This window comes from Maribacter litoralis, assembly GCF_003075045.1.
GTDB classification, from domain to species: domain Bacteria; phylum Bacteroidota; class Bacteroidia; order Flavobacteriales; family Flavobacteriaceae; genus Maribacter; species Maribacter litoralis.
The window spans coordinates 600,939-624,307 of record NZ_QCZD01000003.1 but is presented as its reverse complement, the minus strand read 5'-3'; the positions used below and the strand labels follow the sequence as shown (position 1 = coordinate 624,307).

22 protein-coding genes are annotated in these 23,369 nt (G+C 36.0%); 17 read left to right on the top strand and 5 right to left on the bottom strand.

Features of this window, described 5'->3' with window-relative positions; genetic code table 11:
• Nucleotides 1-108: 108 nt before the first annotated feature.
• Nucleotides 109-705 (bottom strand): Crp/Fnr family transcriptional regulator, encoded by a 597-nt coding sequence (locus DCS95_RS14215; RefSeq protein WP_244178461.1) that lies wholly within the window; start codon nucleotides 703-705, stop codon nucleotides 109-111.
• Nucleotides 706-977: 272 nt separating this feature from the next.
• Entirely contained in the window at nucleotides 978-2,582 is a 1,605-nt protein-coding gene (locus tag DCS95_RS14210) for a thiol-activated cytolysin family protein (RefSeq protein WP_164674202.1), read from the bottom strand.
• A 311-nt stretch (nucleotides 2,583-2,893) separates the two neighbouring features.
• Here DCS95_RS14210 and DCS95_RS14205 point away from each other — a divergent pair, with 311 nt between their 5' ends.
• Nucleotides 2,894-4,777: a tetratricopeptide repeat protein gene (locus DCS95_RS14205; protein ID WP_164674201.1), complete on the top strand. Its 1,884-nt coding sequence runs from the start codon at nucleotides 2,894-2,896 to the stop codon at nucleotides 4,775-4,777.
• A 4-nt stretch (nucleotides 4,778-4,781) separates the two neighbouring features.
• On the opposite strand, the gene DCS95_RS14200 is transcribed toward DCS95_RS14205, so the two are convergent.
• A complete protein-coding gene (locus DCS95_RS14200) occupies nucleotides 4,782-5,822 on the bottom strand; it encodes a succinylglutamate desuccinylase/aspartoacylase family protein (RefSeq protein ID WP_116771443.1) in 1,041 nt (346 codons plus the stop codon).
• Nucleotides 5,823-6,000: 178 nt separating this feature from the next.
• On the opposite strand from DCS95_RS14200, the gene DCS95_RS14195 reads away from it, so the two are divergent.
• From DCS95_RS14195 to DCS95_RS14125, 15 genes are all read left to right on the top strand, one after another.
• On the top strand, nucleotides 6,001-7,206 hold the full coding sequence (locus DCS95_RS14195; protein ID WP_116771442.1) for a serine hydrolase domain-containing protein: 1,206 nt from the start codon (nucleotides 6,001-6,003) through the stop codon (nucleotides 7,204-7,206).
• 14 nt (nucleotides 7,207-7,220) lie between these two features.
• The gene (locus tag DCS95_RS14190; protein ID WP_116771441.1) at nucleotides 7,221-7,757 is read left to right on the top strand and encodes a sigma-70 family RNA polymerase sigma factor; all 537 of its coding nucleotides are present in this window, start codon (nucleotides 7,221-7,223) and stop codon (nucleotides 7,755-7,757) included.
• Between the two features lie 55 nt (nucleotides 7,758-7,812).
• Nucleotides 7,813-8,715: a PhzF family phenazine biosynthesis protein gene (locus tag DCS95_RS14185; protein ID WP_116771440.1), complete on the top strand. Its 903-nt coding sequence runs from the start codon at nucleotides 7,813-7,815 to the stop codon at nucleotides 8,713-8,715.
• A gap of 142 nt (nucleotides 8,716-8,857) precedes the next feature.
• Complete coding sequence (locus DCS95_RS14180) at nucleotides 8,858-9,592, top strand: flavodoxin family protein (RefSeq protein WP_116771439.1); 735 nt, start codon at nucleotides 8,858-8,860, stop codon at nucleotides 9,590-9,592.
• 459 nt (nucleotides 9,593-10,051) lie between these two features.
• On the top strand, nucleotides 10,052-10,582 hold the full coding sequence (locus DCS95_RS14175) for a nuclear transport factor 2 family protein (protein ID WP_116771438.1): 531 nt from the start codon (nucleotides 10,052-10,054) through the stop codon (nucleotides 10,580-10,582).
• 241 nt (nucleotides 10,583-10,823) lie between these two features.
• A complete protein-coding gene (locus tag DCS95_RS14170; protein ID WP_116771437.1) occupies nucleotides 10,824-11,180 on the top strand; it encodes a hypothetical protein in 357 nt (118 codons plus the stop codon).
• Between the two features lie 100 nt (nucleotides 11,181-11,280).
• Nucleotides 11,281-11,970: a DUF4386 domain-containing protein gene (locus DCS95_RS14165; protein ID WP_116771436.1), complete on the top strand. Its 690-nt coding sequence runs from the start codon at nucleotides 11,281-11,283 to the stop codon at nucleotides 11,968-11,970.
• A 222-nt stretch (nucleotides 11,971-12,192) separates the two neighbouring features.
• Entirely contained in the window at nucleotides 12,193-12,942 is a 750-nt protein-coding gene (locus DCS95_RS14160; RefSeq protein WP_116771435.1) for a hypothetical protein, read from the top strand.
• A 155-nt stretch (nucleotides 12,943-13,097) separates the two neighbouring features.
• The gene (locus DCS95_RS20270; RefSeq protein WP_164674200.1) at nucleotides 13,098-13,553 is read left to right on the top strand and encodes a DUF6932 family protein; all 456 of its coding nucleotides are present in this window, start codon (nucleotides 13,098-13,100) and stop codon (nucleotides 13,551-13,553) included.
• Complete coding sequence (locus DCS95_RS14150) at nucleotides 13,540-14,469, top strand: hypothetical protein (RefSeq protein WP_116771434.1); 930 nt, start codon at nucleotides 13,540-13,542, stop codon at nucleotides 14,467-14,469. The genes DCS95_RS20270 and DCS95_RS14150 overlap by 14 nt, the downstream gene beginning before the upstream one ends.
• A 167-nt stretch (nucleotides 14,470-14,636) precedes the next feature.
• Nucleotides 14,637-15,170 (top strand): hypothetical protein, encoded by a 534-nt coding sequence (locus DCS95_RS14145; RefSeq protein ID WP_116771433.1) that lies wholly within the window; start codon nucleotides 14,637-14,639, stop codon nucleotides 15,168-15,170.
• 122 nt (nucleotides 15,171-15,292) lie between these two features.
• Complete coding sequence (locus DCS95_RS14140; protein WP_116771432.1) at nucleotides 15,293-16,243, top strand: SDR family oxidoreductase; 951 nt, start codon at nucleotides 15,293-15,295, stop codon at nucleotides 16,241-16,243.
• 33 nt (nucleotides 16,244-16,276) lie between these two features.
• Complete coding sequence (locus DCS95_RS14135) at nucleotides 16,277-16,882, top strand: SRPBCC family protein (protein ID WP_116771431.1); 606 nt, start codon at nucleotides 16,277-16,279, stop codon at nucleotides 16,880-16,882.
• Between the two features lie 59 nt (nucleotides 16,883-16,941).
• A complete protein-coding gene (locus DCS95_RS14130; protein WP_116771430.1) occupies nucleotides 16,942-17,454 on the top strand; it encodes a hypothetical protein in 513 nt (170 codons plus the stop codon).
• Between the two features lie 2 nt (nucleotides 17,455-17,456).
• Nucleotides 17,457-18,368 (top strand): helix-turn-helix domain-containing protein, encoded by a 912-nt coding sequence (locus DCS95_RS14125; protein WP_116771429.1) that lies wholly within the window; start codon nucleotides 17,457-17,459, stop codon nucleotides 18,366-18,368.
• Nucleotides 18,369-18,448: 80 nt separating this feature from the next.
• Here the strand turns inward: DCS95_RS14125 and DCS95_RS14120 are convergent, their stop codons facing one another.
• A complete protein-coding gene (locus DCS95_RS14120; RefSeq protein WP_116771428.1) occupies nucleotides 18,449-19,789 on the bottom strand; it encodes a sugar porter family MFS transporter in 1,341 nt (446 codons plus the stop codon).
• 115 nt (nucleotides 19,790-19,904) lie between these two features.
• On the opposite strand from DCS95_RS14120, the gene DCS95_RS14115 reads away from it, so the two are divergent.
• Nucleotides 19,905-20,615 (top strand): SDR family oxidoreductase, encoded by a 711-nt coding sequence (locus DCS95_RS14115; RefSeq protein WP_116771427.1) that lies wholly within the window; start codon nucleotides 19,905-19,907, stop codon nucleotides 20,613-20,615.
• Nucleotides 20,616-20,617: 2 nt separating this feature from the next.
• Here DCS95_RS14115 and DCS95_RS14110 read toward each other — a convergent pair whose 3' ends face one another.
• Complete coding sequence (locus tag DCS95_RS14110; protein ID WP_116771426.1) at nucleotides 20,618-23,359, bottom strand: PD-(D/E)XK nuclease family protein; 2,742 nt, start codon at nucleotides 23,357-23,359, stop codon at nucleotides 20,618-20,620.
• Between the last annotated feature and the right edge of the window lie 10 nt (nucleotides 23,360-23,369).

The window sequence follows — 23,369 nt, the reverse complement described above, 5'->3', positions numbered from 1 at the left end:
CTAGTTTAAGACTTTTACGCGATAATTGAGATTTAGTATGCACCGAAACTCAAGTAGAATTCAATGTAATTTCTTTCTGTAATGCCTCGCTGACTTGCCTTTAGGTTATTATTTTCGATTAACTTTTGTGATGATTTTGCTCATAAATTCAGGTGTAATACCAATGTAGGCGGCTAAATCTTTTTGAGTAATTCTCTTGACTATTTGTGGATATTTCTTTTTAAAATTGATATAGCGTTCTTCGGCAGTAAAAGATATTCCGTGGTTTGAACGTCTTATATAACTTATCAATGACCTTTGATATAAAATGCGATAAAATTTTTCGAATTTTGGAATCTCTTGAAATAAAACATCATAGTTAGCTCTAGAAATTCCTAGTAGTTCAGAGTTTTCAGTTGCCTTAATGTAGTATCTTGACGGTTCTTTCGTCATAAAACTTGAAATATCACCCGTCCAATAATCTTCAATGGCAAACATTGAAATATGTGGTGCACCATCCTCATCTAAGGTATATACTTTTAAACATCCTTTGGAAATAAAATATTCATACTGCGTAACTTCACCCGCCTGCATCAAGAAACCCTTCTTTTTCACCTTTATTTCCGATAATAAAGAAATATATTTTTGCTTTTCTAGTTCGGTCAAATCAATAAACCTAGATACATTATTAAGTATAAGAGTATGTGATTCTTTATAACTCAACATTTAAGGTATTTGCGTGAATTTAATTTAAACAATTAATCCCATATGTAAAAGTCGGATTATGATTTATTTGTTTAACTGAAATGTAAAAACAAATAATATGAATGGCTCTTGAACCGTATTTTGATTCGCATTTTTTAATATAATTTACTATATGTAAATTATTTATAATCAGCTATTTAACAGTTTTCAGGGTTACCTAGCTGGTTAATTATTAACAACAGCCGACACCAAGTTGTTGAATCACAACTTAAGGTGCCGACTGAAAATCAAATTTATTTTTTTCTTATAATAATAAACTGTGCTGTAATTCCCTTTTTAAAATTTAAATACGTAGTATCAGGAACGTTGAGTTTTAAACTATCCAGAACAACAGGGTTTATTCCTCCGGCATTACCCAAACTTTCATTACCAAAAATACCATTATAATCATATAATTCTCCTGAACATTCTACATAATCAGTGGCCATATTTGGTCTGTAGGGCCTAAAGGTGTATGATTCATTAATTGTATGTGTTTTATTGTTTTGTACATCAACAAAATTATCAGTATCAACACTCCAAGTTTTACCATCATCTATGCCGTTCTCATTAATGTCAAGGCGTTCCCCTCCTACCCACATTTTCACCCTTAGCTTACCATTAACCTCTGTATCTGTAGATTGTGTGCCCGTAATGTTAACAATGGTCGCCAGATATTCTGGATAGGCAACATCACAATTTCGTGATTGATATTCCGTTGCAAGAACTACATTTGCTGCAGGAAAACCTTCTTTTACATAACTTAATTTATAGGATAAAGGGGAACCGGGAGATTCTTCTGGGGAATAGTTGCCGCCAGCTGCAATATATTCATAAATTTTTTCAAGACTATTTCCGCCAATAGTTTGGGCAGCACTTGCCCCATCCCCTCCAATAATTAATGCTTTAATGTTAGATTCTTCTAGAATATTTTTAGAGTCAACATCAAGCTCAAAAGTTCCTCCTTTTTTACCCGCTTCTATAGCCGCATTAAAGGCTGTTTCTACTTCCGTTATACTATATTCAGACTCCACGGTATACAATACCATACGACCGTATGTTACAGTTGAAACATAGACAGGGCTTATGGAGCCCAAACTCTCAATACTAGGTAGATCAGTAAAAAGATCGCTTGGAACTTCACCTGGGGAGTCCAAGTCTATAGTAAAATATTTCTGAATGAATTTCAGCACATATTTTTTCTTAACTGTAGTGGTATTAAAATCAAAACTACCGGAAATATCTTTTGTTTTATCCCTATAGTTCGCTCCCAGTGCTATAGATAATTGCTGTTCAGAATAAACTTGAGACTTATCAAACTGCAGTTGCGCAGGAGTTGCTCCGGTAACTTCGAGGCTGAGCAATTTATTAACACCTGCTCTAACTTCACTAATGTTTTTTGGATTATTAACAGTTACACTAGTCTTTCCTTTTACATTGTTTAACGAAATTGACATGGTAATTGGCGCACGATTTTTATCAATTCGCGCATATTCGCCAGTAGTTATGCTTTCCCCTTTTAACATTGCCCCTGGATATATAACATCGGTAGTAGGATCCAATGTGAATAATTCACTAAAGCCGGGTGCCCCTTTGAAAGTTTGGGTAAAACATTCAAATTCCGTTGTTCCTTCCCGTTCTGGGTTGGTGGAGGTGGTCTCTACGATATTCTCAGGTTGGTTAAAAGAACCCAAAGCTGCGACGGCGGCATTAAAGTCATCGGCATCATTGTTGGAAAATTGTTGTGCATTAGAATCATCAGGGCTTACTTCATCTTTACTACAAGCGCAAATAAAAAATAAGAGAACTAGTGGTGCTAACTTTAAAATACTTTTTAATGGTGATTCATTTGTTTTCATAATTGTTTGATTTTTAAGATTCAACATTCCAAACCTAGAGCAGAAATGATCCCATCCCTAATTTTGTCCATGGACAAAGTATGGACAAGCAACTTGGATTTCGATGAACTACACCATGGACAGCACAAAAAACATAAAAGATGAAAACATTCAAAAACCCTTTATATTCAACGCTTTACATATTTTATTTATAGCTATGATCTCCAAGAAAGTATGGACTTTTTATGGATAAAGGGTTTTTCTAGCAAAGATGCACATGCTTTACGAAGAGAATTATGATTTATCTTAGTGGAAACCAAACCATTGTAATTATGAAAATGAAAATCATTTTTTTAATAATGCTTGCAACGCCAATTTCAATTCTAGCCCAACTCCAAGGTCAAGAAAGAATAGACAGTCTTAGTCTGGTTTATGAAAAGCAATTGGGGCACAAAGAAAAAGTTGCAACACTGAGAGAATTATTTAATATGCAATTATACAATAATCAGTCAGTCGCAAAAAAAAATGCTCATATGATTTTGGAGCTGTCAAACAATACAGGTTATTCAAAGGGAATTGCCATTGGAAATTATTGCATGGGCAACTATTTTTATATAACTAATGCCAATGATTCAGCTCGCATCTATTATAGAAAAGCCATAGATTTTGCTGAAAAACTAACAGATAAATTACTCCTAACCAATTCCCTTTCCAACCTAGCACAAATTGAGGATGCCATAGGTAATTATGATTTTTCCATAAAGCTTAAGGATTCAGTTTCAAATATGTACTTACAAAGCAAGAGTTATCTCCAGTATGGGATATCCATAGGGGATGTAGCAAATACCTATATAAATAAAGGGGATTACGAAAAAGCCATAACAGGTACAATAAAGGCATTAAAGATTCTGGATACAATCGATAGAGAACCTTTCCGAAAAGCGGACCTATATCGACAATTAGGAAGGGTTAATTATTTTCAAGGAAATTACGCCAAGTCTATCGAAAACTTTAATCGGGCCTTAGGGGTGTATGAGGATACTGCCGATAATCTCTACAGAGCTTATACAATGGTGGATATTGGCAATTCTTATTTAGAAATGAAAGAACATGAAAAAGCTCTAGAATATTATCAACAAAGTAAAGCGATTAGCGAGAAATTTGGGTTTGATGATAATACTGCCAATGCCCTTGCCAATATAGGTATGGTCCTTGCAAAACAAGGTAAATATGATTTGGCAATTAAAAATTTACTGAAGTGTGTCGAAATGAATAAAACCAGCAACTCATACTTCAACATTATCAGTGCAATGGGGGAAATAGGGAATGCATATGCGATGAAAGGTGATTTTAATAAATCTATTACCTACTTGAACAAAACAATACACCTTGCTGATTCGATTAAATCCATGGATCAGTTAAAGATGGCTTTGCGATATCGCTCAAAAGCTAACGAAATAGGAGGGTTATTTAAAGAGGCGCTGGATGATCAGCGGCAATTTCAAATACTTAGTGACAGCCTTTTCACATCGGAAAAGACGAAACAAATTGAGCAGCTTCAAATATCCTACGAGACCGAAAAAAAAGAAGCAGAAATTGCACTGCAACAAGAGGAGATAAAAACACTTAACGAAAAAGCCAAAGTAGATAAACTTACCAAAGGCCTTTATGCCGGTGGAGCCATATCTGGACTGGCTCTATCAGGATTAATTTTCTTTGGGTTTCGGCAACGCATGAAAAAGAATAAGGCCGAAAGGGAAAAACAAGAAGAAATTTACAAGAAGGAAATTGAGTATAAGCAAAAAGAACTCACTAGCCAGACCTTGCATCTAGTTCAAAAGAACACGTTTATTCAAGAATTGAAAGAGAATTTGGAGAACATAAAAAACTCCCCAGATAAATTTAAAACAGAATTTAGGCGCATTGTCATGCTATTAAAGAAAGAAAATGCGTCGGACAAAGATTGGGAAGTATTCAAGACTTATTTTTCTGAAGTTCATAATGACTTTGACCAGAAATTGAAGACTTTGTCTCCTGAGGTTTCAGAAAAAGAAATTCGATTAGCAGCTTTTCTTAGAATGAACCTAACCACAAAAGAAATTGCAGCCACTTTGAACGTACTACCAGATAGTATTTTAAAATCTAAATACCGCCTAAAAAAGAAACTGGGGTTAGATAAAGAAACTGATCTAAACCAATTTTTGAATGTACTTTGATTACCTACAAACGCTTACTAATACACATTAAAGTATCATCAATATTAACGGGCGGGGTAGAAATTTTGTACAATATAATACCCGATGTAAGTGCTTTGTACTCCTTAAGTTTTTCGCCAAATTCATTGGTGATGTAACCTACAACATCCCCTTCTTTAACGGTATCTCCCGCGTTAAGGTCGCTGTAAAAAAGTCCCGCTTCGGTAGCGCTTAAATAGGTTTGGTTGTTGAGCTGAACAAGGTTGGCATGTGGTCCGGTTCCGTTATCATACATAGCCATATTGTCAAGCATATTATAGACACCATTTTTTATTAAGCTTACCGCATCCTCCTGTACATTGCCCAATTTGCCACTTTCAAAGCTCAAGGCTATTTTACCATCTTGCGAGGCTTGTTTAAAGACATATTTTGCTGGTTCATCGTCCCTTAAAGAGAACGGATATGAAACTATATATTCAAATCCGCTGTTCTCGGTCAGTTCGCGGGCCTTTTTTGTTTGTTCTGGGTAATTAGGGTTATCGTAGAAAAGCGCAAACGGAATCAAATCTTCATTAACGCCCCCACCATGTATATCTATAAAAACATCGCTCACAGGTATTATGGTCGTAGTAATAAAATCTGCTATTTTTTGGGTAACGCTACCCGTAGATTTTCCGGGGAAGGCACCATTTAAATTTACTTGGTCATGCGGATTTACAATAGAGGTTCTCGAAAAAAACGAACTGGTATTTGCAATAGGTATAATGATCACGGTACCGTTCAATTTATCCACATCAATTTCGTTTAATAGCTCTTGTACGCCAACAATAGGCGGATATTCAAACCCGTGCACACCGGCTACAATGGTAAATACAGGTCCTTCGTTCTTTCCTTTTAATACAGAAATAGGCAAAAAGGTTTTATTGTTTCGAGCATCTTGAAATGTAATACGTATGTTTTCTTTTAATGATCTTGTAGTACTAGAAAATACGTCTTGAAAACTGTTTTGGGCAATCGTAGAAGAAAGCGAGAAAAATATAAAAAGGGTAAAAAGAGACCTGCACATGATAAGATTTTTTTGGAAAGACCAAGGTATTAAAAACCTAGTAGCTAGTAAAGCTATTCACAGAGGATAAAATTACGAACAGAAAAACATAATTGCCATAACACGATACTTAATACCTGGTACTTATTACCACTAAATACCTAACTTGCAACTAATTATTCATCAATCAATTACAATCATGATAGTAAAAAAAATCGGTCAATTTATACTGGCTACATTATTTGTGGGCATAACACATGCGCAAACCAACGATTCCATTTCCAAAAAACTCACCAGTGAATTACGGCAAATTTCAGCTAACGGAAACTTAGTTGGTTTTTCGGTGGCCATAGTCAATGAAGATGGCACGCTCTATGAAGACGGATTTGGCTTTGCCGACAAAAAAGCAAATAAAAAGTATACAGAAAACACCCTACAGAATATAGGGTCGATATCTAAAACCTTCATTGGTGTGGCTTTGTTAAAAGCGCAAGAATTGGGTAAGCTAACCTTAGATGATCCTATCAATGACTATCTGCCTTTTAAAGTTGTGCATCCTAAATTTGAGAATACGCCTATAACCATTCGTCAGTTGGCAAGCCATACTTCGGGTATTAAAGATCCAGCAGAATATGAGGGTAAAGGGTATATATTGAAAGATGCTGAAAACGGAGATGCTAAGGTCAACGCTAATTTTCTTGACCCTAGTAAAATGATGCCCCATGGCGAATATTTAAAAGCTATTTTAAGTACCGATGGACAATGGTACAAAAAGAAAACCTTTTCTAAATACCCACCTGGCGGTATGTTCAATTATTCTAATATAGGTGCTGGTTTGGCGGCATATGTGCTAGAGCAAGCAACGGGAGAATCGTTTCCGGAGTTTACCAAGAAACATATTTTTGATCCTTTGGATATGAATGGTTCCGGATGGTCTTTTGATACCATAGACTTTTCAAAACATTCAAAATTATACGCCGATGCCGATACCGAACTTGCCTTTTATACATTGATCAATTATCCCGATGGTGGCTTGATCACCTCTGCGCACGATTTGGCAAAATACCTATCTGAAATTATAAAAGGTTATGCAGGTAACGGAACAATTTTATCCGCAGAAAGTTATAAAGAGCTATTTACACCGCAGTTAACAGATGACAACCATAAAGACCGCAGCGATAGGGAGTATAATGACGAATACAATATGGGGGTATTTATGGGCATGTCATCAAAAGGGCAAATTGGGCATACAGGTGGAGACCCTAGTGTAGTCACCCATATGTTCTTCAATGAAAACACAAAGACCGGTAAGCTGTTATTGGTCAATACAGATTTAGACAAAAAAAGCGTTCAAGACTTTATTGCTATTTGGAGGGCGCTGATGGCACATGAAGATCAATTTTAGATAAATAGTACAGCATGAAAAATGAAATCAATACCATTTGGCTAGACCTTAATGAAGAATTGTATCATTTCATTTTGGGCAAGATCAAAGATGAACAAGTGTCAAAAGACATTCACCAAGAGGTATTCTTGAAAATACAGGCGAAGATCCATCAATTGCAACATACCTCTAAACTGACTTCTTGGGTGTATCAAATTACTAGAAATACGATTATAGATCATTTTAGAAAACAGGGTAAAACCACTTCGAGCATTGAAGGTATAGAGCTAGCAGAAGAACAGTCGGATGATTTTGATTATGCCAAGCTCACCAATTGTATCAATCAGAAAATAGGCGTGTTATCGGCGCAGCATAAAGAAGCCATAATATTGACCACCTTTCAAGAATACTCGCAAAAAGAGCTGGCCAAGCATTTGAACATCTCGTATTCGGGTACAAAATCTAGGGTACAAAAAGCTAGGGAAATATTAAAGGTACAGCTGCTTTCTTGCCCCAATGTAATAGCTGACCGAACAGGAAAATTGCTCGATTTTGAAAATAACGAAGAATAGCTACGTCTTTTTTTAAAGTTTGCCGTCTATCTGATATAATCTTAAAAAAATTACGATGGACGAATTAAAAAAAGTAACCGTACAAATTCTAAATGCCTTTACAGAAAATGATAATGGCGGTAACCCGGCAGGTGTAGTTTTAGATGCAGATTCGCTCTCACATGAAGACAAGTTGCAGATTGCCAAAAAAGTGGGACTCTCTGAAACCGCCTTTATTTCTAGGTCCAACGCGGCAGATTTTAAGTTGGATTTCTATACACCTACCAAGCAGATAGCCCATTGTGGGCACGCTACCATAGCCGCATTCTCGTACTTAAAACAGTTGGGAAAATTAAAGGGCAACACATCATCAAAAGAAACTATTGACGGAAACAGAAAAATAGAAATACAGGGCGCTTTGGCATTTATGGAGCAATTGGCACCCACGTATAAAGATGTTACCGAAAAAGAGACCGATATTCTAACGTCTTTAGGATTGACAAAAGCTGATTTACTACCAAACGCACCGTTGCAAGTGGTCAATACGGGGAATTCTTTTCTGATGATCCCCGTAAAAAGCAGCAAGATTTTAGCAGGTTTATCGCCAAATTTTGATGCCATAGAACAGCTAAGCGATCATTTCAATTTAATAGGCTACTACGTATTTACTACGGATACCATGGCAGATATCGATGCCACGGCTAGAATGTTCGCCCCGCGCTATGGTATTTTAGAAGAAGCCGTTACGGGCATGGCTGCAGGGCCGTTGGCCAGTTATTTGTATGATGTCTTGCAGCTAAAGAAAACCACCTTTCAAATACAGCAAGGCAAATATATGTTACCGACATCACCAAGTGCCATCACGGTGCAATTGCAAGTGAAAAATGAAAAAATTGCCGGACTCATGGCAGGCGGAAAAGGAGTAGTGGAAAAGCATTTAGAAATAATATTAGATGATGAAGTGAAAGGAGCTAAGTAAGTATCAAATTTTAAACTATATTGATTTTCAATAATATACATGTAAACAAGCCAATATATATATGAAACGAACTAATAACTCACTGTTCAAATACCGAAATTGCCAATGGTCATAGCACCTGAATAAATCCAAAAAAAAAGGTATGAAAAAGAAAGATTTCAGTGATTTAAAAGTGATGTATATTAATTGTACGCTAAAGAAATCTCCACAAGAAAGTCACACCCAAAAGTTAATGGATGTGTCAAAAGCCATTATGGCCAAAGAGCAGGTAAAAATTGATGAGGTTCGTTTTATAGACCATGAAGTGGCCAGTGGAGTGTATCCAGATATGACAGAACATGGTTGGGATGTTGATAAGTGGCCAAAAATTGCCGAACGTATTTTAGATTCCGACATCACTATTATCGGTACACCTATTTGGTTGGGAGAAAAGTCATCTGAAGCCCAAAAACTTATAGAACGCTTGTATGCCATGAGCAGCCAGACCAATGATAAGGGGCAGTATATTTTTTATGGAAAAGTAGGTGGTTGTATAATAACAGGTAATGAAGATGGTGTAAAGCACTGCGCTATGGGTATTTTATACTCCATGCAACATGTGGGCTATTCTATACCGCCGCAAGCTGATAGCGGGTGGATCGGTAAAGTAGGACCAGGACCAAGCTATGGCGATACCAAATGGAAAGGCGAAGACCTTAAAGAACCCGTAGGTTTTGATAGTGATTTCACCAATAGAAACACCACTTTTATGACTTACAACCTGTTGCATTTAGCTAGAATGATGAAAGACAATAACGGTTACCCCAACTACGGAAATAGCCGTACCGAATGGGATGATGGCAAGCGATGGGAGTTCGAAAACCCAGAATATAGATAGTGGTTTAGTTTATAGTATAAAGTATAAAGTATAAAGTATAAAGTATAAAGTATGAAGTATGAAGTACTTAGAAGTTACTTTTAAAAATAATTTACTTAATACTTTGTACTCAGTACTTAATACTATTTTTTCTCCTAACTCCTAACTCCTAACTCCTAACTCCTAACTCCTAACTCCTAACTCCTAACTCCTAACTCCTAACTCCTTTGTACTGCAATAGAATTTCTCAAGCATTTTCATCTTAAAAAAAGAAATACCGTATTAATTTACCTTGAGAGATATAAATATTAAAATAATCACTAACTTTCTCAATATTAAGATATTGTGTGTCAAAAGAATGTTTATTGTTTAAGCATTTAACGAAGCAAGTAAGTTCCCCTAGTATGTATTGCCGGTAATAGTATTCCCCCTAGTGGTAAAATACCAATTGAGTAGAATATTAACCAATAATTATATATTATGAGAACTATTAAGATGACTATGTTTTTTATGCTTGCTGTGTTTTTAACACCACTTATTAATACCGCACAAGAATTTTCGGCTACCATGGATTTTGAGAATGCAGAAGCTAATGTAGCTGTTGTATCGAATTACGTAAAAGCAGTGCAAAGCGGAGATCTGGAAACGATGGTAGCGCAATTGGCAGATGACGCCAAAATTTATGGTCTTAGCGGAGGTCCTACCAACGTAATGAACCCATCCCAATTGTCTGAATATTATAAAGAAAGTTTTGCAACTACCAAACATTCAATTGACCCAAACACGTCTTATGCGCCCATAAAGGTAACTGGTGGCATAAACGAGGGCGAATGGGTTATGGTTTGGACTACAGACACTATATCAAATAAGAAAACCGGTCAAGAAATTGCGATTCCTGCACAGGTTACGTGTCTTGTTGAAAACGATAAAATTACAATGATGGCGCATTATTACGATCAATTAAACGTAATGACGTCTATGGGTTACACGCTACAACCACCTACTGAATAATAAATAAACCTGCCGTATTCATGTAAAACCCAGAAACTTTTTCTGGGTTTTACTTTTTATCTTTTACCGCCATCACCAAATGCTATTACGGAGCAATTGCAATTGGAAAATGAAAAAATTGCTGGACTCATTGCGGTCGGAAAAGGAGTAGTGGTCCGTGACCTGGAAGTTAAGGTATAAGCAGAAAAAGCAACCAATTATGTTAAGCGCATCTTTACTATACAACTATATATGTAAAGGAATGAAAAATGGGGTTCGAAACTGGGTCGTTTGTTGTATAATCTTTTTAGCAGTTTTTAGTTCTTGTAGTAATAATGATGATACTTCCACATGTAATGTAGAGAACCCTTTAGAAGAACTTTCTTGGCTTAATGATTGGGTAAATTCATTGACTGATGATCACGAGTATATAAGAACAGCCAAGTATCTGGGCAATGATGTTTTTTATTATGTGAATTGCGACCCCACTGTTGCATATGCTTCGTTCACCAGAAATTGTGAGGGTGAAACCATAGGTAATACTGCCGAATTAAAATCAGAATTCACGCAAGACAGAATTTTATGGTTACCAGAAAATTCAGAATGTAGTTTTGAGTAGCTTAAATGGAGAATTCTCGAAGTAACACTATTTCTTGTCGATTTTTGTAACGATCATAGGTAGTAAACGTCTTATAGTCAATCAATCAAAAATCACCATCATGAAATCATCGACCAAACTGGGTAGGGTTATAGGGCTATTATTTTTATTCATTTTTGTAATGGGTATTCTGGTATATCAATTTTTACAAGGACCAATTTTATTTTCAGACGATTTTTTGACCACTGCAGCACCCAATGCCAATAAACTGATTACCTCGATTTTGCTAGGTAGCTTAAGTGGTCTTTTCTCTATTATAATTTCAGCACTATTATTTCCTGTTTTTAAAAAATACAGTAACACTTTGGCGGTGTTGTATTTGGGGTTTAGTATTCTAGATTTTGTCGCCATAAGTATCGATAATACGAGTGTTTTGGCTATGCTAGAACTGAGCAAAGAATATGTGACTAATGTTGAGGTAAATACTGGTATTCTAGAGACTATGGCGCCTATATATTCTCAAAAACATTGGTGGTCACATTACCTAAGTTTATTGACTTCATGCTTCTCGGTATTTGTGTTATATTTCGCGTTTTATAGAACAAAACTGATACCTAAAATACTTTCGGGCTTTGGTATGCTAGCTGTAATACTGATGTTTATTGAACTACTTACTTCCATTTTAGGCGAAGGTATTAGTATGAATATGTTGTTGCCTATGGGTTTAATTCAACTGATTTTACCGCTGTGGTTATTGGTAAAAGGTTTGAATACAAAATGGCTAGAAACTGACTTTAGTGTAGCTGGCTGAATAGACTAAAGCTTAATTAATCTTTTCTCTTTTACGGTAACCCGTAATGCTACATTGAAGAAAAATACTACCTTGTTGGTTGGTTCTAAAACACTACTTCCCCTTCCGTTTTGGAGAGTTAATATAGTATTTAATATTTGGGTGTAAAGTAATTTGTGCTTTATACTATTGTTGGGCATAATTAAAGCAGAACGCACAATTCATCGTTGAAAATTATAACATATGCAATATCAATTAATTTCACCTGAAGATCATTTAGATTTTGGTTTTGGAATCACTGCTGAAACTTATTACAATTCAGCCGAATTTATGAATAAAGGAAGAGCAGAAATTCAAGCTGTTCAGCTTGTTGAAATGCCAATTAACTTTTTATACAGACATTCTATTGAATTAGCATTGAAATCGTTAATTGTTATTTTCCATAAGAAATTGGCTATCCCATACGAAAAAGATTCTTGTGACAGTAAAAAACCAAAAATACTTAGTCAAGGGAAATGGCGACCACTTTATAGTTGTCATTGGATTGATGAGTTATATCGATATTGGAAAGATGAATTATTGTTAAAGAACATAGACAAACTTGAATCTCTTGTGGAAAAAGGAGATTGGAAAGAATATGAAGACATAACTAAAGCTATTCCTATAATTGCAAAATATGACAAGCAAAGTTCATTCTTTAGATATCCTGTAACAGAAAATACCAGTTTAGACTTAGAGAAGTTTACAATGAAAAAAGTAGATGTTGAAACTTTATTCAAAACACTTGAAGACAGAGATTCAACGGAAGAAAAGAAAAAAGGGAAAGGTGCAAAAGTCATTTTGGCCCTTAAAAATGAAGATAATGAAATAGTGAAAGCATATGAACAACAAAAGGAATTGCTGACTGAGTTATCAGATTCTTTGAAGAAAGTAGCTCATTATTTTTATTGCATTCATATAATGACAAGAATGACTTTGTGCAATGGAAATTAAATAACTATGCCCAACACGCGGTATAAAACATTGGTTTTTAGTTTGTTATTCAAACTTATTACCACGCATCAAGTTCGGTGTAACTGGACAGGAAAGTAGCCCGTAACCCCAACGATTTCATACCGCCATCCGTTGGCAGTAAGTAAAACAAACAAATGAATAAACCAGAATACGAACCACTTTTACCTGCAGGATTTCACGATATTGATTTAAAAGATCTTGAAAGCATCTTTGTTGATAATTTTTCAAACCAAACAAGAAGAATTCATTTAGTTAATCAACTAAGAACATTTTTAGGTCAATTATCACAGGTAAATGCGAAATTTGAAATTTGGCTAGATGGCTCATTTTTGACACTTAAAGATGAACCTGACGATATCGATTTACTCATAGTGTATGATAAAAACCAAATGAATACATTAAGTTTAGATGAACAAAAAATAATAAATAGTCTTTTTAATAGACCAAATAGTAAAATAAGATACGATTTAGATATATTGTTATGTCCTATCGATGATGTAAATAATAGAAGTTATTGGAGAGGTTGGTTTGGTTTTACTAGAAATGAGGTACCTAAAGGAATAGCTAGATTTGAATATGGAATCAATTAGCAAACTAAATAAAAGTATAAAATACCTTCAATCACAGATTGAGGAGCTTCTTCCTTTGCTAAAAAGTAATCCAAATGATTTTGCTCTAAAATTGCAAATCGACAATTACAAATCAGAAATTAGCAACCTTCAAAAATCTTTACACGATGCAAACCTTAAACGTAATAAAGAAATAATAGCATTAAGACTTAAAGGTAATATTGCGAGGGCAGGAACCTTTCCACTAGAATCAGTCGGAGGCATAACAAACTCATTTTCTAATGCACTTTACAAAACTTCTCAATTTCTTCAATTTGGAAAAAAAGGAGGAAAAAAAATTGAAAGTATTTTAAAAAATAGTCTTGATATTAGACTTGAGGGAATGGCAAGCGGTTCTACTATTTTTTATGTTTCTGCAAAAACCAGTCCTGACATTTTTGGAAAAAGTATAATTCAAAATTCATTGGAAAATACATTTGAATTATTTGCTTCAAACAATGAAATGGAGTTAATGGAAAACATCGAGAAAGTTGGAGTAAAAAACTCAAAATACTTTTCGAACTTTCTAGATGAACTTGTTAAAGATGATTTAGAAATTGAACTTACTTGGGAAAGTCCGGACTATGTAACTCGCGAATGGATTGGAGATAGAGATAAAATAATAATGTTCACAAATACTTTTAAAAGTATTGAGATATCTGAACCTGAAACTATCAGCTTTCAAGCTGAATTAATTACTTTAAGTTTAAAAAACAAAATTGAAATTAGAGATATTGATTCAGGTCAAATTTTTTCAGTAAAATGTGCTAGCTTATTTACTGAAGTATTAAAAGAATTACATATTGGCGAACTTAGAGATGTTACAATAACAAAAACAACAATTATTAATACTGTTTCTCAAAAAGAAAAAATAGAATATAATTTGGTGGAAATTTAGGAAAATACCTACTGCCAACACCGTATAAAATCGATTGCCAGTGCAAGCCTACTTTCGAAAATCTATGCGGATTTTCTATTTGGTTTGTATTTGCTAATTAGTTGCTTAAACCACGCAACTAATCTTATACAGACACGTTCTACCCAATTATACAATATAACCAAGCAATGAAGATTCTAACCCTAATAGCATTACTGATCTTCATCTTCTCGTGCCAGCCTAATCACCTTTTTAAAGATTTAGAAAATCGAGAGGAGGTATTCATTGAGCTTTCAAAATATGGGTTAAAAGATATACCCAAAGAAGTTGGGCAATTAAAAAATGCAAAGAAATTAGAAATCTACGTTGATAGTTTAAAAGGCTGGGCTATTTATCCTCCACTGAGCGCAATGGATCAATATATAGACGAACCACCGTTTAGAACTATACCACCAGAATTATTAGAACTTGAAGGTCTAGAACAACTTACTTTATATGACCTAGATATAAAAACTTTACCTGAAGATTTGTACAGACTCCAAAATCTAGAATATCTAGATTTATCAATGAATAAACTGACCGTCTCGAAAGAAATAGCCAAACTGAATAAGCTAAAGAAACTGAAATGTGTAGAGCTGTTTGGGAACAGAATAAATAAACTTGAATTAGAAAAGTGGAGAAAAGAAAACCCAAATCTTCAAATACGGTATGGTGATGAATAACTTTCAGTAGTTAAACTATCCCACCAAAAAGTACACAACATTCGAAAATGTGTGTAAGCCAAAACGCCATGTCTCATTTTACCTTTGTCCTATTCTTTTAGACATTTAAAAAATAAGATATAATGAGTACAACACAATTTGGCAAACAAGGGTGGACACCCGCTAGAATAAAAAGCCTTAAAGGCAAAACATTCTTAATTACGGGCACTACCAGTGGTACCGGTTTTGAGGCGGCAAGAATACTGCTGTCTAAAGGCGCAAAAGTGGTGATGTTGAACCGTAACCCAAAAAAGGCTGCAGATACCATAGCAACCTTGCAAGAAAAATTGGGTAGTGCCATACCGGTAAGCAATATAGAAATGGACTTGGCATCTTTGGCATCCGTAAAAAAAGCCGCAGCTGAGGTGCTAAGAACCGTACCACAAATAGATGCATTGTTATGTAATGCCGCCATTGCCCAAGTTCCCAAGCAAACCTTTACCGAAGATGGTTTTGAAAGTCAGTTAGGGGTAAACCACTACGGTAATTTCTTATTGCAGGCATTGTTATATCCGCGCATAGAGGAATCTCAAGGGCGTATTGTAACCGTTGGCAGTATGGGGTATAATTTAGGAATCAAGACCATACAGTTCGATGATATGAACTGGGACAAGAACTATAGTTCAAACGGAGTTTATAGCCAAAGTAAATTGGCGCAAATGATGACGGTTTACGAATTACAGGATAGATTGAAAAAGGCGGGTAAAACAAGTGTAAAAGCATATGCCTGCCACCCAGGTGCTTCATCTACATCGCTCATTAAAACCAGTGGAAGTTTGTTGACCAGGTTCATTTGGCAGATCATGAAATTGACACCCATGGTACAATCGGCAGAGAAAGGGGCGTACCCAGAAATTATGTGTGCTACAGAACCAGATTTGGATCAAGAGGCTTTTTACGGTCCAACTGGCAAAAATTATTGGACAGGTCCGGTAGGTGAGTGCAAGCTTGAGCCACATGCCAAAGACAAACCGGTAATGGAAAAACTTTGGGAAGTTTCAGAAGATGCCGTAGGTGTAGAATGGAACGTGTAGCGCGGTAGATATTAATCAGGTAATTCGAGTAAAATGAAGAGGATAAAAATTATAGGTATAGTTGCACTGTGGTTAACATCGATCAATGTTTTTGCACAAAGCCGAAACTGGAAAACAGAAACCGCTAAAGACGGAAAAACGACGGTAAAATATGAATTGGTAAAAGAGGATGAAGGCACCCACTTTTATTACATTGCCCAAACCACGGCCAACGTTACCCTAGATGAACTGGATAGCTATTTTTCTAATACGAACAATCACAAAAATTTCTTGGAGAGAACACCGGTTACCCAAGAAATTGAGAAAATATCAGAACAAGCGTGGTTGGCATATTATTATTTTGATGCCCCATGGCCAATGGCCGACAGCGATATTGTGATAAAGATCGATCGAGTAAAAAAAGAGAACAAACTTGTATTTACGGCAACGGCAGCATCAAGTGACTATAAACAAGATGATGTAAAAAGAATGTCTAATTACAAGGTAGTTTATGAATTTGAGAAGGTGGATCAAAACACCACAAAGATTACCTATAATGCAGATTACATTCCGGTAGGGTCCGTACCCAATTTTTTGGCAAAAACATGGTTTCCAGAAGGACCTGCAACTATTGTAAAGAATATAGGATCAACGAAATAAGTGTATTGATCAGGTATTAATTTTAATTTAGTAGAATAGATTAGTTAAAACATAAAGCTATGGATATATTAAAGGCAGCAACAGATTGGGCAAAGGCCGAACTTTTTTCCACTCCGTTTTTCATGCTATTCGGCATGGCATTTTTAGTAGCGAGTATTGGGTTCTGGCAACTAGGAAAGACAGAAATGGCTAGAGCCTACATTATACCAACATTGGTTGCAGGCAGTTTACTTTTAATCATTGGTCTGGGTTTGTTTTTTACAAACAAAGCAAGGATTACGCAATTTGAAAATGCATATCATGAAGATGCCGTTGCATTTGTGGACAGTGAATTAGAGCGTGCCGAGGCTACATTAAAGGAATATGATACTATTGTTATTAAAGTAATTCCTTTACTTATCATAGCATGTGCATTGGTGATTCTATTTGTGAGCGCTCCAATTTGGAGGGCAAGTACCATAACCGCAATAGCCATGTTGATCGTTATTTTATTGGTAGACGGTACGGCATATGCAAGAATAGACGGGTATAATAAACAGTTATTGGCAGCGGAAAAAGAATTGAAGAGGTAGTTATGCAGCATTTTAAAACCTTATCGGAATACTTGGCATATTTAGAACTCCCAAGACCCGAGCACCCTATGTTGAGTGTATTTTCAGCCACGGGCGACGGATTCTTACCTTGCCCAAAAGAAAGTTCGCCACCAATTACCAACGATTGCTATACCATTAGCTTCAAAAAGATAGTAGATGGCAATTTAAACTATGGCCGTACCAATTACGATTTTAATAACGGAGCGTTATTTTTTATAGCACCTAGGCAGGTATTGCAATGGACTAAAGCGGTGGTATTTGAACAAAAAGGTTTTTCGATCAATTTTCACGAAGATTTTATAAAGGGAACGGATTTGGCGCATCAGATCAAGAAGTATGGATTCTTTTCGTATTCGGTCAATGAAGCGTTGCACCTATCGCCCAAAGAGGAAAAACAGATAGAATCCATTGTAGAGAATATTGAAATAGAATATCAAAACAATCAAGATGAATTCAGCAAAGACATCATCATCTCGCAGTTAAGTACCTTATTGAAATATGCGAATCGTTTTTATGAAAGGCAGTTCATTAACAGAAAGGAGCTTTCTACGAGTTTATTGGAGCAGTTTAATGAGCAACTGTCACAGTATGTAGCATCTGGTGAATTACAGGAAAATGGTATTCCCAGTATAGAGGAAATAGCAAATAATATGTCCGTTTCTCAGCGCTACCTTAGTGACACCTTAAAAAAGGAAACCGGTAAGACCACAACCGAGCATTTGCAGTTGTTGTTGATAGACGAAGCCAAGAATATGTTGCTGCAACCTCATAAAAGTATTGCTGAGGTAGCTTATGAATTGGGTTTTGAATATCCGCACTATTTCTCAAGGTTGTTCAAGAAGAAAGAAGGTGTTAGCCCAACGGAGTACAGAGAAAAGTATAAAATGAACTAAACAGGTTTTAATATTTTTTAGGTTGTAAACAGCCCTTATTACGCAGGTAATAAGGGCTGTTATATTTTAGCCTGATGAGCTTACTCCTTCACCAGTTCCTTACTCAATTCCTCTAAAGAAACCCCTTTGGTTTCCGGCATTTTGGTAAGTGCCCAAATAAGCTGCAATACCATCATAGCGCAGAAGAAGTAGTAGATATACCACACTTGGTCTTTTAAAACTCCCTCGGTTGCATCCAAGAAAAACGGAGTGATCAATGTAATGATCGCTGCAAATACCCAGTGCACGCTTACTCCCCATGATTGTCCATATGCGCGAACACTGTTCGGGAATATTTCTGAGATAAACACCCAGATTACGGCACCTTGCCCAATGGCATGAGAGGCAACAAAAGTACAGATAAAGGTTAGTGTTAGGGTAGACCCTAAATCCATCTGAAAACAGAGTCCCACCATAATCAAACTTATAATATAGCCAATAGATCCGATAATAATCAGTTGTCGTCTTCCTAACTTATCCAATAAACGAATACCAATAAATGTAAAGACAAGATTGACAATACCTATGGCGATGGAATTGAATAGTGATTCTTTGCCACCCAGTCCTGCTTGTTCTAAAATTTCGGGTGCGTAGTACAGAACAAAATTAATACCCGATAGCTGATTGAAAAAAGCGATAAAGAAAGCCAGCCATAACACTTTAGAATATTTCTTTTGAAAAAGGCTTTCACTTTGTGTATTGTGCTTTAAATCGGTTTTTATTTCTAGCAGTTGTTGTTCCGCTTTTTCTTTGGAGTGTATGATCTCCAATATTTTCAATGCACCTGCATCGTCCTTTTTGTGCAAAGCCAACCATCTGGGGCTTTTAGGAACGGTAAATACCATGGCGGTATAAATAAAAGCGGGTATAGCTTCTATACCAAGCATCCAACGCCAGTCGTTCGCTCCGTCGAATCCTTTTAGCAACCAGTTAGAAACAAAAGCGATCAGAATACCGAATACCAACCAGAATTGGTAGAGTCCGCCAAGCTTTCCACGGTTTTCTTTTGAGGTAATTTCGGAGATATAAATAGGTGCGGCAACAGAAGAGATACCCACACCAACACCACCAATAAATCGAAATAATGAGAACGAGTAGGGGTCTTGTGCTAAGGCAGAGCCAAGGGCAGAAACCAAAAACAAGATACCTACCCATAACAACGTTGTTTTACGCCCTAGATTTTTAGTGGGAATGCCACCAAAGAGAGAGCCGATTACGGTTCCCCAGAGTGCCATACTCATGATAAAGGTACCATGAAATAAAGGTGATGTGTTCCAAATTTGTTTAATAGGTTCATTGGCTCCGCTGATGACCACGGTGTCAAAACCAAATAAAAATCCTGCTAGGGCCACGGTTATAGACCAAACGATAATTCTGTTCATTGTTGAGTATTAAGTTGTAGTTAAATATAATAAATGAAAACCGTTAAATCTTAATCTTTACGAACAAGAAAAAAATGAAAGAATTGGTAACTTGTGGTAATTTAAAAATTGAACGATGAAAGATTTGAAAAATAAAGTAGCCTACATTACGGGAGGCACCAAGGGTATTGGGTTTGCCGTAGCACAAACACTATTGGATCAAGGTATGAAAGTTGCCGTTAGCGGTAGGTCTCAAGAAAGTGTAGATAAGGCTTTAAAGGATTTTGACAACGATGCAGTTTTAGGAGTTGTTTCTAACGTAGCTAAAATTGCTGATGAAAAGGATGCGGTAGCCAAGATTATTGATAAGTGGGGACAGCTAGATGTTGTTTTGGCAAATGCCGGTGTAGGTAATTTTGCGCCCGTAGACGAGATGACAGATGAGCAATGGCATCAAATGATAGATACCAACTTAAGCGGAGCGTTTCACTCTCTTAAAGCATCTGTAGAAGCCTTGAAAAAGTCAAAAGGGTATTATATCACCTTGGCGAGTTTGGCGGGTACTAATTTCTTTGCAAAAGGAGCTGGGTACAATGCCTCAAAATTTGGTGTAGTTGGATTTACACAAGCGGCAATGTTAGATTTAAGACAGTATGATATTAAAGTGTCGACTATAATGCCAGGATCGGTATCTACCCAATTTAATAACAACGAACCAGGGGATAAAGATGCATGGAAAATTCAACCGGAAGATATTGGCGAATTGGTATTAGATCTATTAAAAATGAACGAAAGAACCTTACCTAGTAAAATAGAGGTAAGGCCAACAAGACCGGATAAGAAGTAGTATTACACTTCTTTCTCTATAAATGGAAGGTCGGCATTACAGATTTCTGTAATCAACTGACCAAGTATCTGCTCGAAATCTAAAATCACCTCGTTGTTTATGATGTGGTTTTTAGGTCCTCGGGCAGATTCTTTTTGTGCGAAAAGCAAGGTGCCATCGGCAAAATTCTTCAATGAGATAATACCTGCTTGTATAGATAGGTTTTCTGCGGGATGGGTTTTGAAATACATCAATGCATAACACAGTAATTGAAAAGCCTTACTAAACTGATATTCTTCGGTGAGCACGTCCCAATCCATTAGTTCAACATTACGGCGCTCTACTTTTCCTGTTTTATAATCTATGATACGGGTAATACCATCAAATTCATCAACACGATCTAGTTTACCTTTTAAGATTATAGGAAAATCTAAGCCAGGAACTTCCAAGGGCACGGATAGCGATTGTTCAAGCGCAATAATTTTAATGCTATGGTCTTTTAATGCCGTTACTTCAGCATCAATAAAGGTTTGTATGTATTTTAAGATTACATGAAAAGAAATATAGTTTTTGCCTGAACTTATGTTTCCTTCTTTGTATGTTTTTTCAAAATTTCGGGCAACCGAAGAAGTTACATTTTTACGAATATCATTTAACATATCTTCGGTAAGGGTTTTGCCGACCAGTGGAGTGTATAGTTCTTCTAAACTGTCATGAACAATGGTACCAAAGGTATTGGGCGCCAAGGTTTCTTCCACCTGCATAACCTCGTTGATGTTCAATAGGTTGTGCTTGTAAAAATCAATAGGGTTTCTAATGTAATTACTTAGAGAACTGGGGGAGAATCCTTTTTTGGCTTTCTGCTGAATTAGGTGTATGAGCGATTTGGTTTTTTCTACCTGTTCAATTTCTTTGGTAATAGGTTGTATTGTCGGTGTGGCTATCACCGATTTTATGTCGGTTCTATTATCATCGGTAAGTAGTTGGGTTATTAACCTACTACGTTCACCACCTTCTAGAGCATCGGGTTCTGTATTGTAAAGTATATATACGTTTTTTGCACGTTGTAAAAGACGATAGAAGTGGTAGGTATACACGGCGTCTTTCTCTTTGTAGGTTGGTAATCCGTTTTTTGTTTTTAAGTCGAACGGAATAAAGGAGTTATTGGATTTCCCCGATGGTAATACACCTTCGTTTACAGAGGTGATAATAATCGTTTCAAAATCTAACAACCTGCTTTCCAACATACCCATAATCTGTATTCCTTCAATTGGGTTTCCTTGAAAATCTAAGGTTTCTGAGCTCAGTAATTGTTTAAAAAGGTGCTTGAGACTTTTTAGATTATTGATATAGGTAAAGTTGTTACAAAGGTCTTTTAACTGATTGAACAATGTAAAGAATTTATATAGCTGTTCTAGTAATAATGGATTTTGTTTAACCGCTTCAATGCTTCTCATGGAAGATATTAGGGCTAGAAAATTCTCGATCAATCTATTCGGATCGTTCTTAATGTCTTCAAACAATAAAGAGACCGTGGCGTTTTTAGGTAATAGCGTACTGATTTGATCATTCTTGATATAGCTCCAATTATTCAGCTTTATTTTTGATATCAATTGGTTGGTAGAGACTTCATTGGCATCGAACAATAATACTGCATAAGAATGGGTCAACAGATTCAACAGGTGTTTGTAGAACCAACCCTTATCGGTTTTTTGTTCATGAAATTCAATGAGGTTGATAAAAAAACTGGCTAATGTGGTCGATTCCAGTTTTTGCCCCATGGTTATATTCGTCGCCGGAATACTTTCAGGAATTGAGTTAAGCAATGGATTCAATAATTCTTCATTACCCAAAACTATAGCGGCATTACGTAATGTTTCTGGTGCGTTGTTCTGTATGTTATTTAGAATATCGCCAACGTAATTTACTTGAGAAACGTTTTTTGGAACCCCAATAATTTCAATGTGCTTTTCTGTATTGTAGTAATTGGTGAGTCCGGCAAGGGGTTTGTCTTTTAAAACTTTCCATGTTTTTTGATACTGACGTATAAAGTAACCCGCATCATGAATATTGTCTTTTAGAAAGTAAGGATCAATATCCCAATATATAGCTGCATTGGTCTGTTCAAGTATGGTTTGTATAAGAATACTTTCCGCAGTATTCAGGGCGTTAAAACCAAGAAATATATGTTGTTTGTTAGCGGAAGCAATATAGTTGTTAAGCTCGGAAACCGAAGTTTTGTAAATAAGACCTTGATGCCCTAGTCCCTGCTTTAGTAAGTTATCGTTGAATTTGTTATAGATACCTTCAAGGTGTCGCCAAAAATGAAGATAGTTTTCTATCATTTCAGAGTTATCACTATTTACAGACCAGTGATTTACCTCTTGTATGGCAGCTACGTTTTGGTAAAGACTATTGGCATCTACCAAATAACGGTCTACTTCATTAAAATCCTGCAAAAGAATCTGTCCCCATTTTAAAAAAGAATCGAACGATTCTTTATCATAATCACCAACATTGAGGTAGGCATTATAAAGCTCAAACAGTTGCGTTGTGGTATTGGCGGTAACAAGATTGGATACTTTCTCGATAAAATCTTCAATACTGTAGATTTCAGGGGCAAGTATTGTTTTGGTCAAAGAACTGGAGAGTGCTTTCTTAAGAAAGACACCAGCTCTTTTACTGGGTAAGATAAAAATTGTTTTTCCTAGGTCGGAGTTGTTTTTTAAAACATCCTGTACTACATCTTGTATAAAGCTCTGCATTGTGTAAAAA

What these genes read in the sequence shown, in the direction of transcription:
- DCS95_RS14145 (WP_116771433.1), top strand. Translation starts at nt 14,637, where the DNA reads ATGAAGATTCTAACCCTAATAGCATTACTGATCTTCATCTTCTCGTGC.
- DCS95_RS14110 (WP_116771426.1), bottom strand. Translation starts at nt 23,359, where the DNA reads ATGCAGAGCTTTATACAAGATGTAGTACAGGATGTTTTAAAAAACAAC.
- DCS95_RS14205 (WP_164674201.1), top strand. Translation starts at nt 2,894, where the DNA reads ATGAAAATGAAAATCATTTTTTTAATAATGCTTGCAACGCCAATTTCA.
- DCS95_RS14180 (WP_116771439.1), top strand. Translation starts at nt 8,858, where the DNA reads ATGAAAAAGAAAGATTTCAGTGATTTAAAAGTGATGTATATTAATTGT.
- DCS95_RS14130 (WP_116771430.1), top strand. Translation starts at nt 16,942, where the DNA reads ATGGATATATTAAAGGCAGCAACAGATTGGGCAAAGGCCGAACTTTTT.
- DCS95_RS14200 (WP_116771443.1), bottom strand. Translation starts at nt 5,822, where the DNA reads ATGTGCAGGTCTCTTTTTACCCTTTTTATATTTTTCTCGCTTTCTTCT.
- DCS95_RS14150 (WP_116771434.1), top strand. Translation starts at nt 13,540, where the DNA reads ATGGAATCAATTAGCAAACTAAATAAAAGTATAAAATACCTTCAATCA.
- DCS95_RS14160 (WP_116771435.1), top strand. Translation starts at nt 12,193, where the DNA reads ATGCAATATCAATTAATTTCACCTGAAGATCATTTAGATTTTGGTTTT.
- DCS95_RS14185 (WP_116771440.1), top strand. Translation starts at nt 7,813, where the DNA reads ATGGACGAATTAAAAAAAGTAACCGTACAAATTCTAAATGCCTTTACA.
- DCS95_RS14210 (WP_164674202.1), bottom strand. Translation starts at nt 2,582, where the DNA reads ATGAAAACAAATGAATCACCATTAAAAAGTATTTTAAAGTTAGCACCA.
- DCS95_RS14170 (WP_116771437.1), top strand. Translation starts at nt 10,824, where the DNA reads ATGAAAAATGGGGTTCGAAACTGGGTCGTTTGTTGTATAATCTTTTTA.
- DCS95_RS14165 (WP_116771436.1), top strand. Translation starts at nt 11,281, where the DNA reads ATGAAATCATCGACCAAACTGGGTAGGGTTATAGGGCTATTATTTTTA.
- DCS95_RS14190 (WP_116771441.1), top strand. Translation starts at nt 7,221, where the DNA reads ATGAAAAATGAAATCAATACCATTTGGCTAGACCTTAATGAAGAATTG.
- DCS95_RS14215 (WP_244178461.1), bottom strand. Translation starts at nt 705, where the DNA reads ATGTTGAGTTATAAAGAATCACATACTCTTATACTTAATAATGTATCT.
- DCS95_RS20270 (WP_164674200.1), top strand. Translation starts at nt 13,098, where the DNA reads ATGAATAAACCAGAATACGAACCACTTTTACCTGCAGGATTTCACGAT.
- DCS95_RS14120 (WP_116771428.1), bottom strand. Translation starts at nt 19,789, where the DNA reads ATGAACAGAATTATCGTTTGGTCTATAACCGTGGCCCTAGCAGGATTT.
- DCS95_RS14135 (WP_116771431.1), top strand. Translation starts at nt 16,277, where the DNA reads ATGAAGAGGATAAAAATTATAGGTATAGTTGCACTGTGGTTAACATCG.
- DCS95_RS14115 (WP_116771427.1), top strand. Translation starts at nt 19,905, where the DNA reads ATGAAAGATTTGAAAAATAAAGTAGCCTACATTACGGGAGGCACCAAG.
- DCS95_RS14195 (WP_116771442.1), top strand. Translation starts at nt 6,001, where the DNA reads ATGATAGTAAAAAAAATCGGTCAATTTATACTGGCTACATTATTTGTG.
- DCS95_RS14125 (WP_116771429.1), top strand. Translation starts at nt 17,457, where the DNA reads ATGCAGCATTTTAAAACCTTATCGGAATACTTGGCATATTTAGAACTC.
- DCS95_RS14140 (WP_116771432.1), top strand. Translation starts at nt 15,293, where the DNA reads ATGAGTACAACACAATTTGGCAAACAAGGGTGGACACCCGCTAGAATA.
- DCS95_RS14175 (WP_116771438.1), top strand. Translation starts at nt 10,052, where the DNA reads ATGAGAACTATTAAGATGACTATGTTTTTTATGCTTGCTGTGTTTTTA.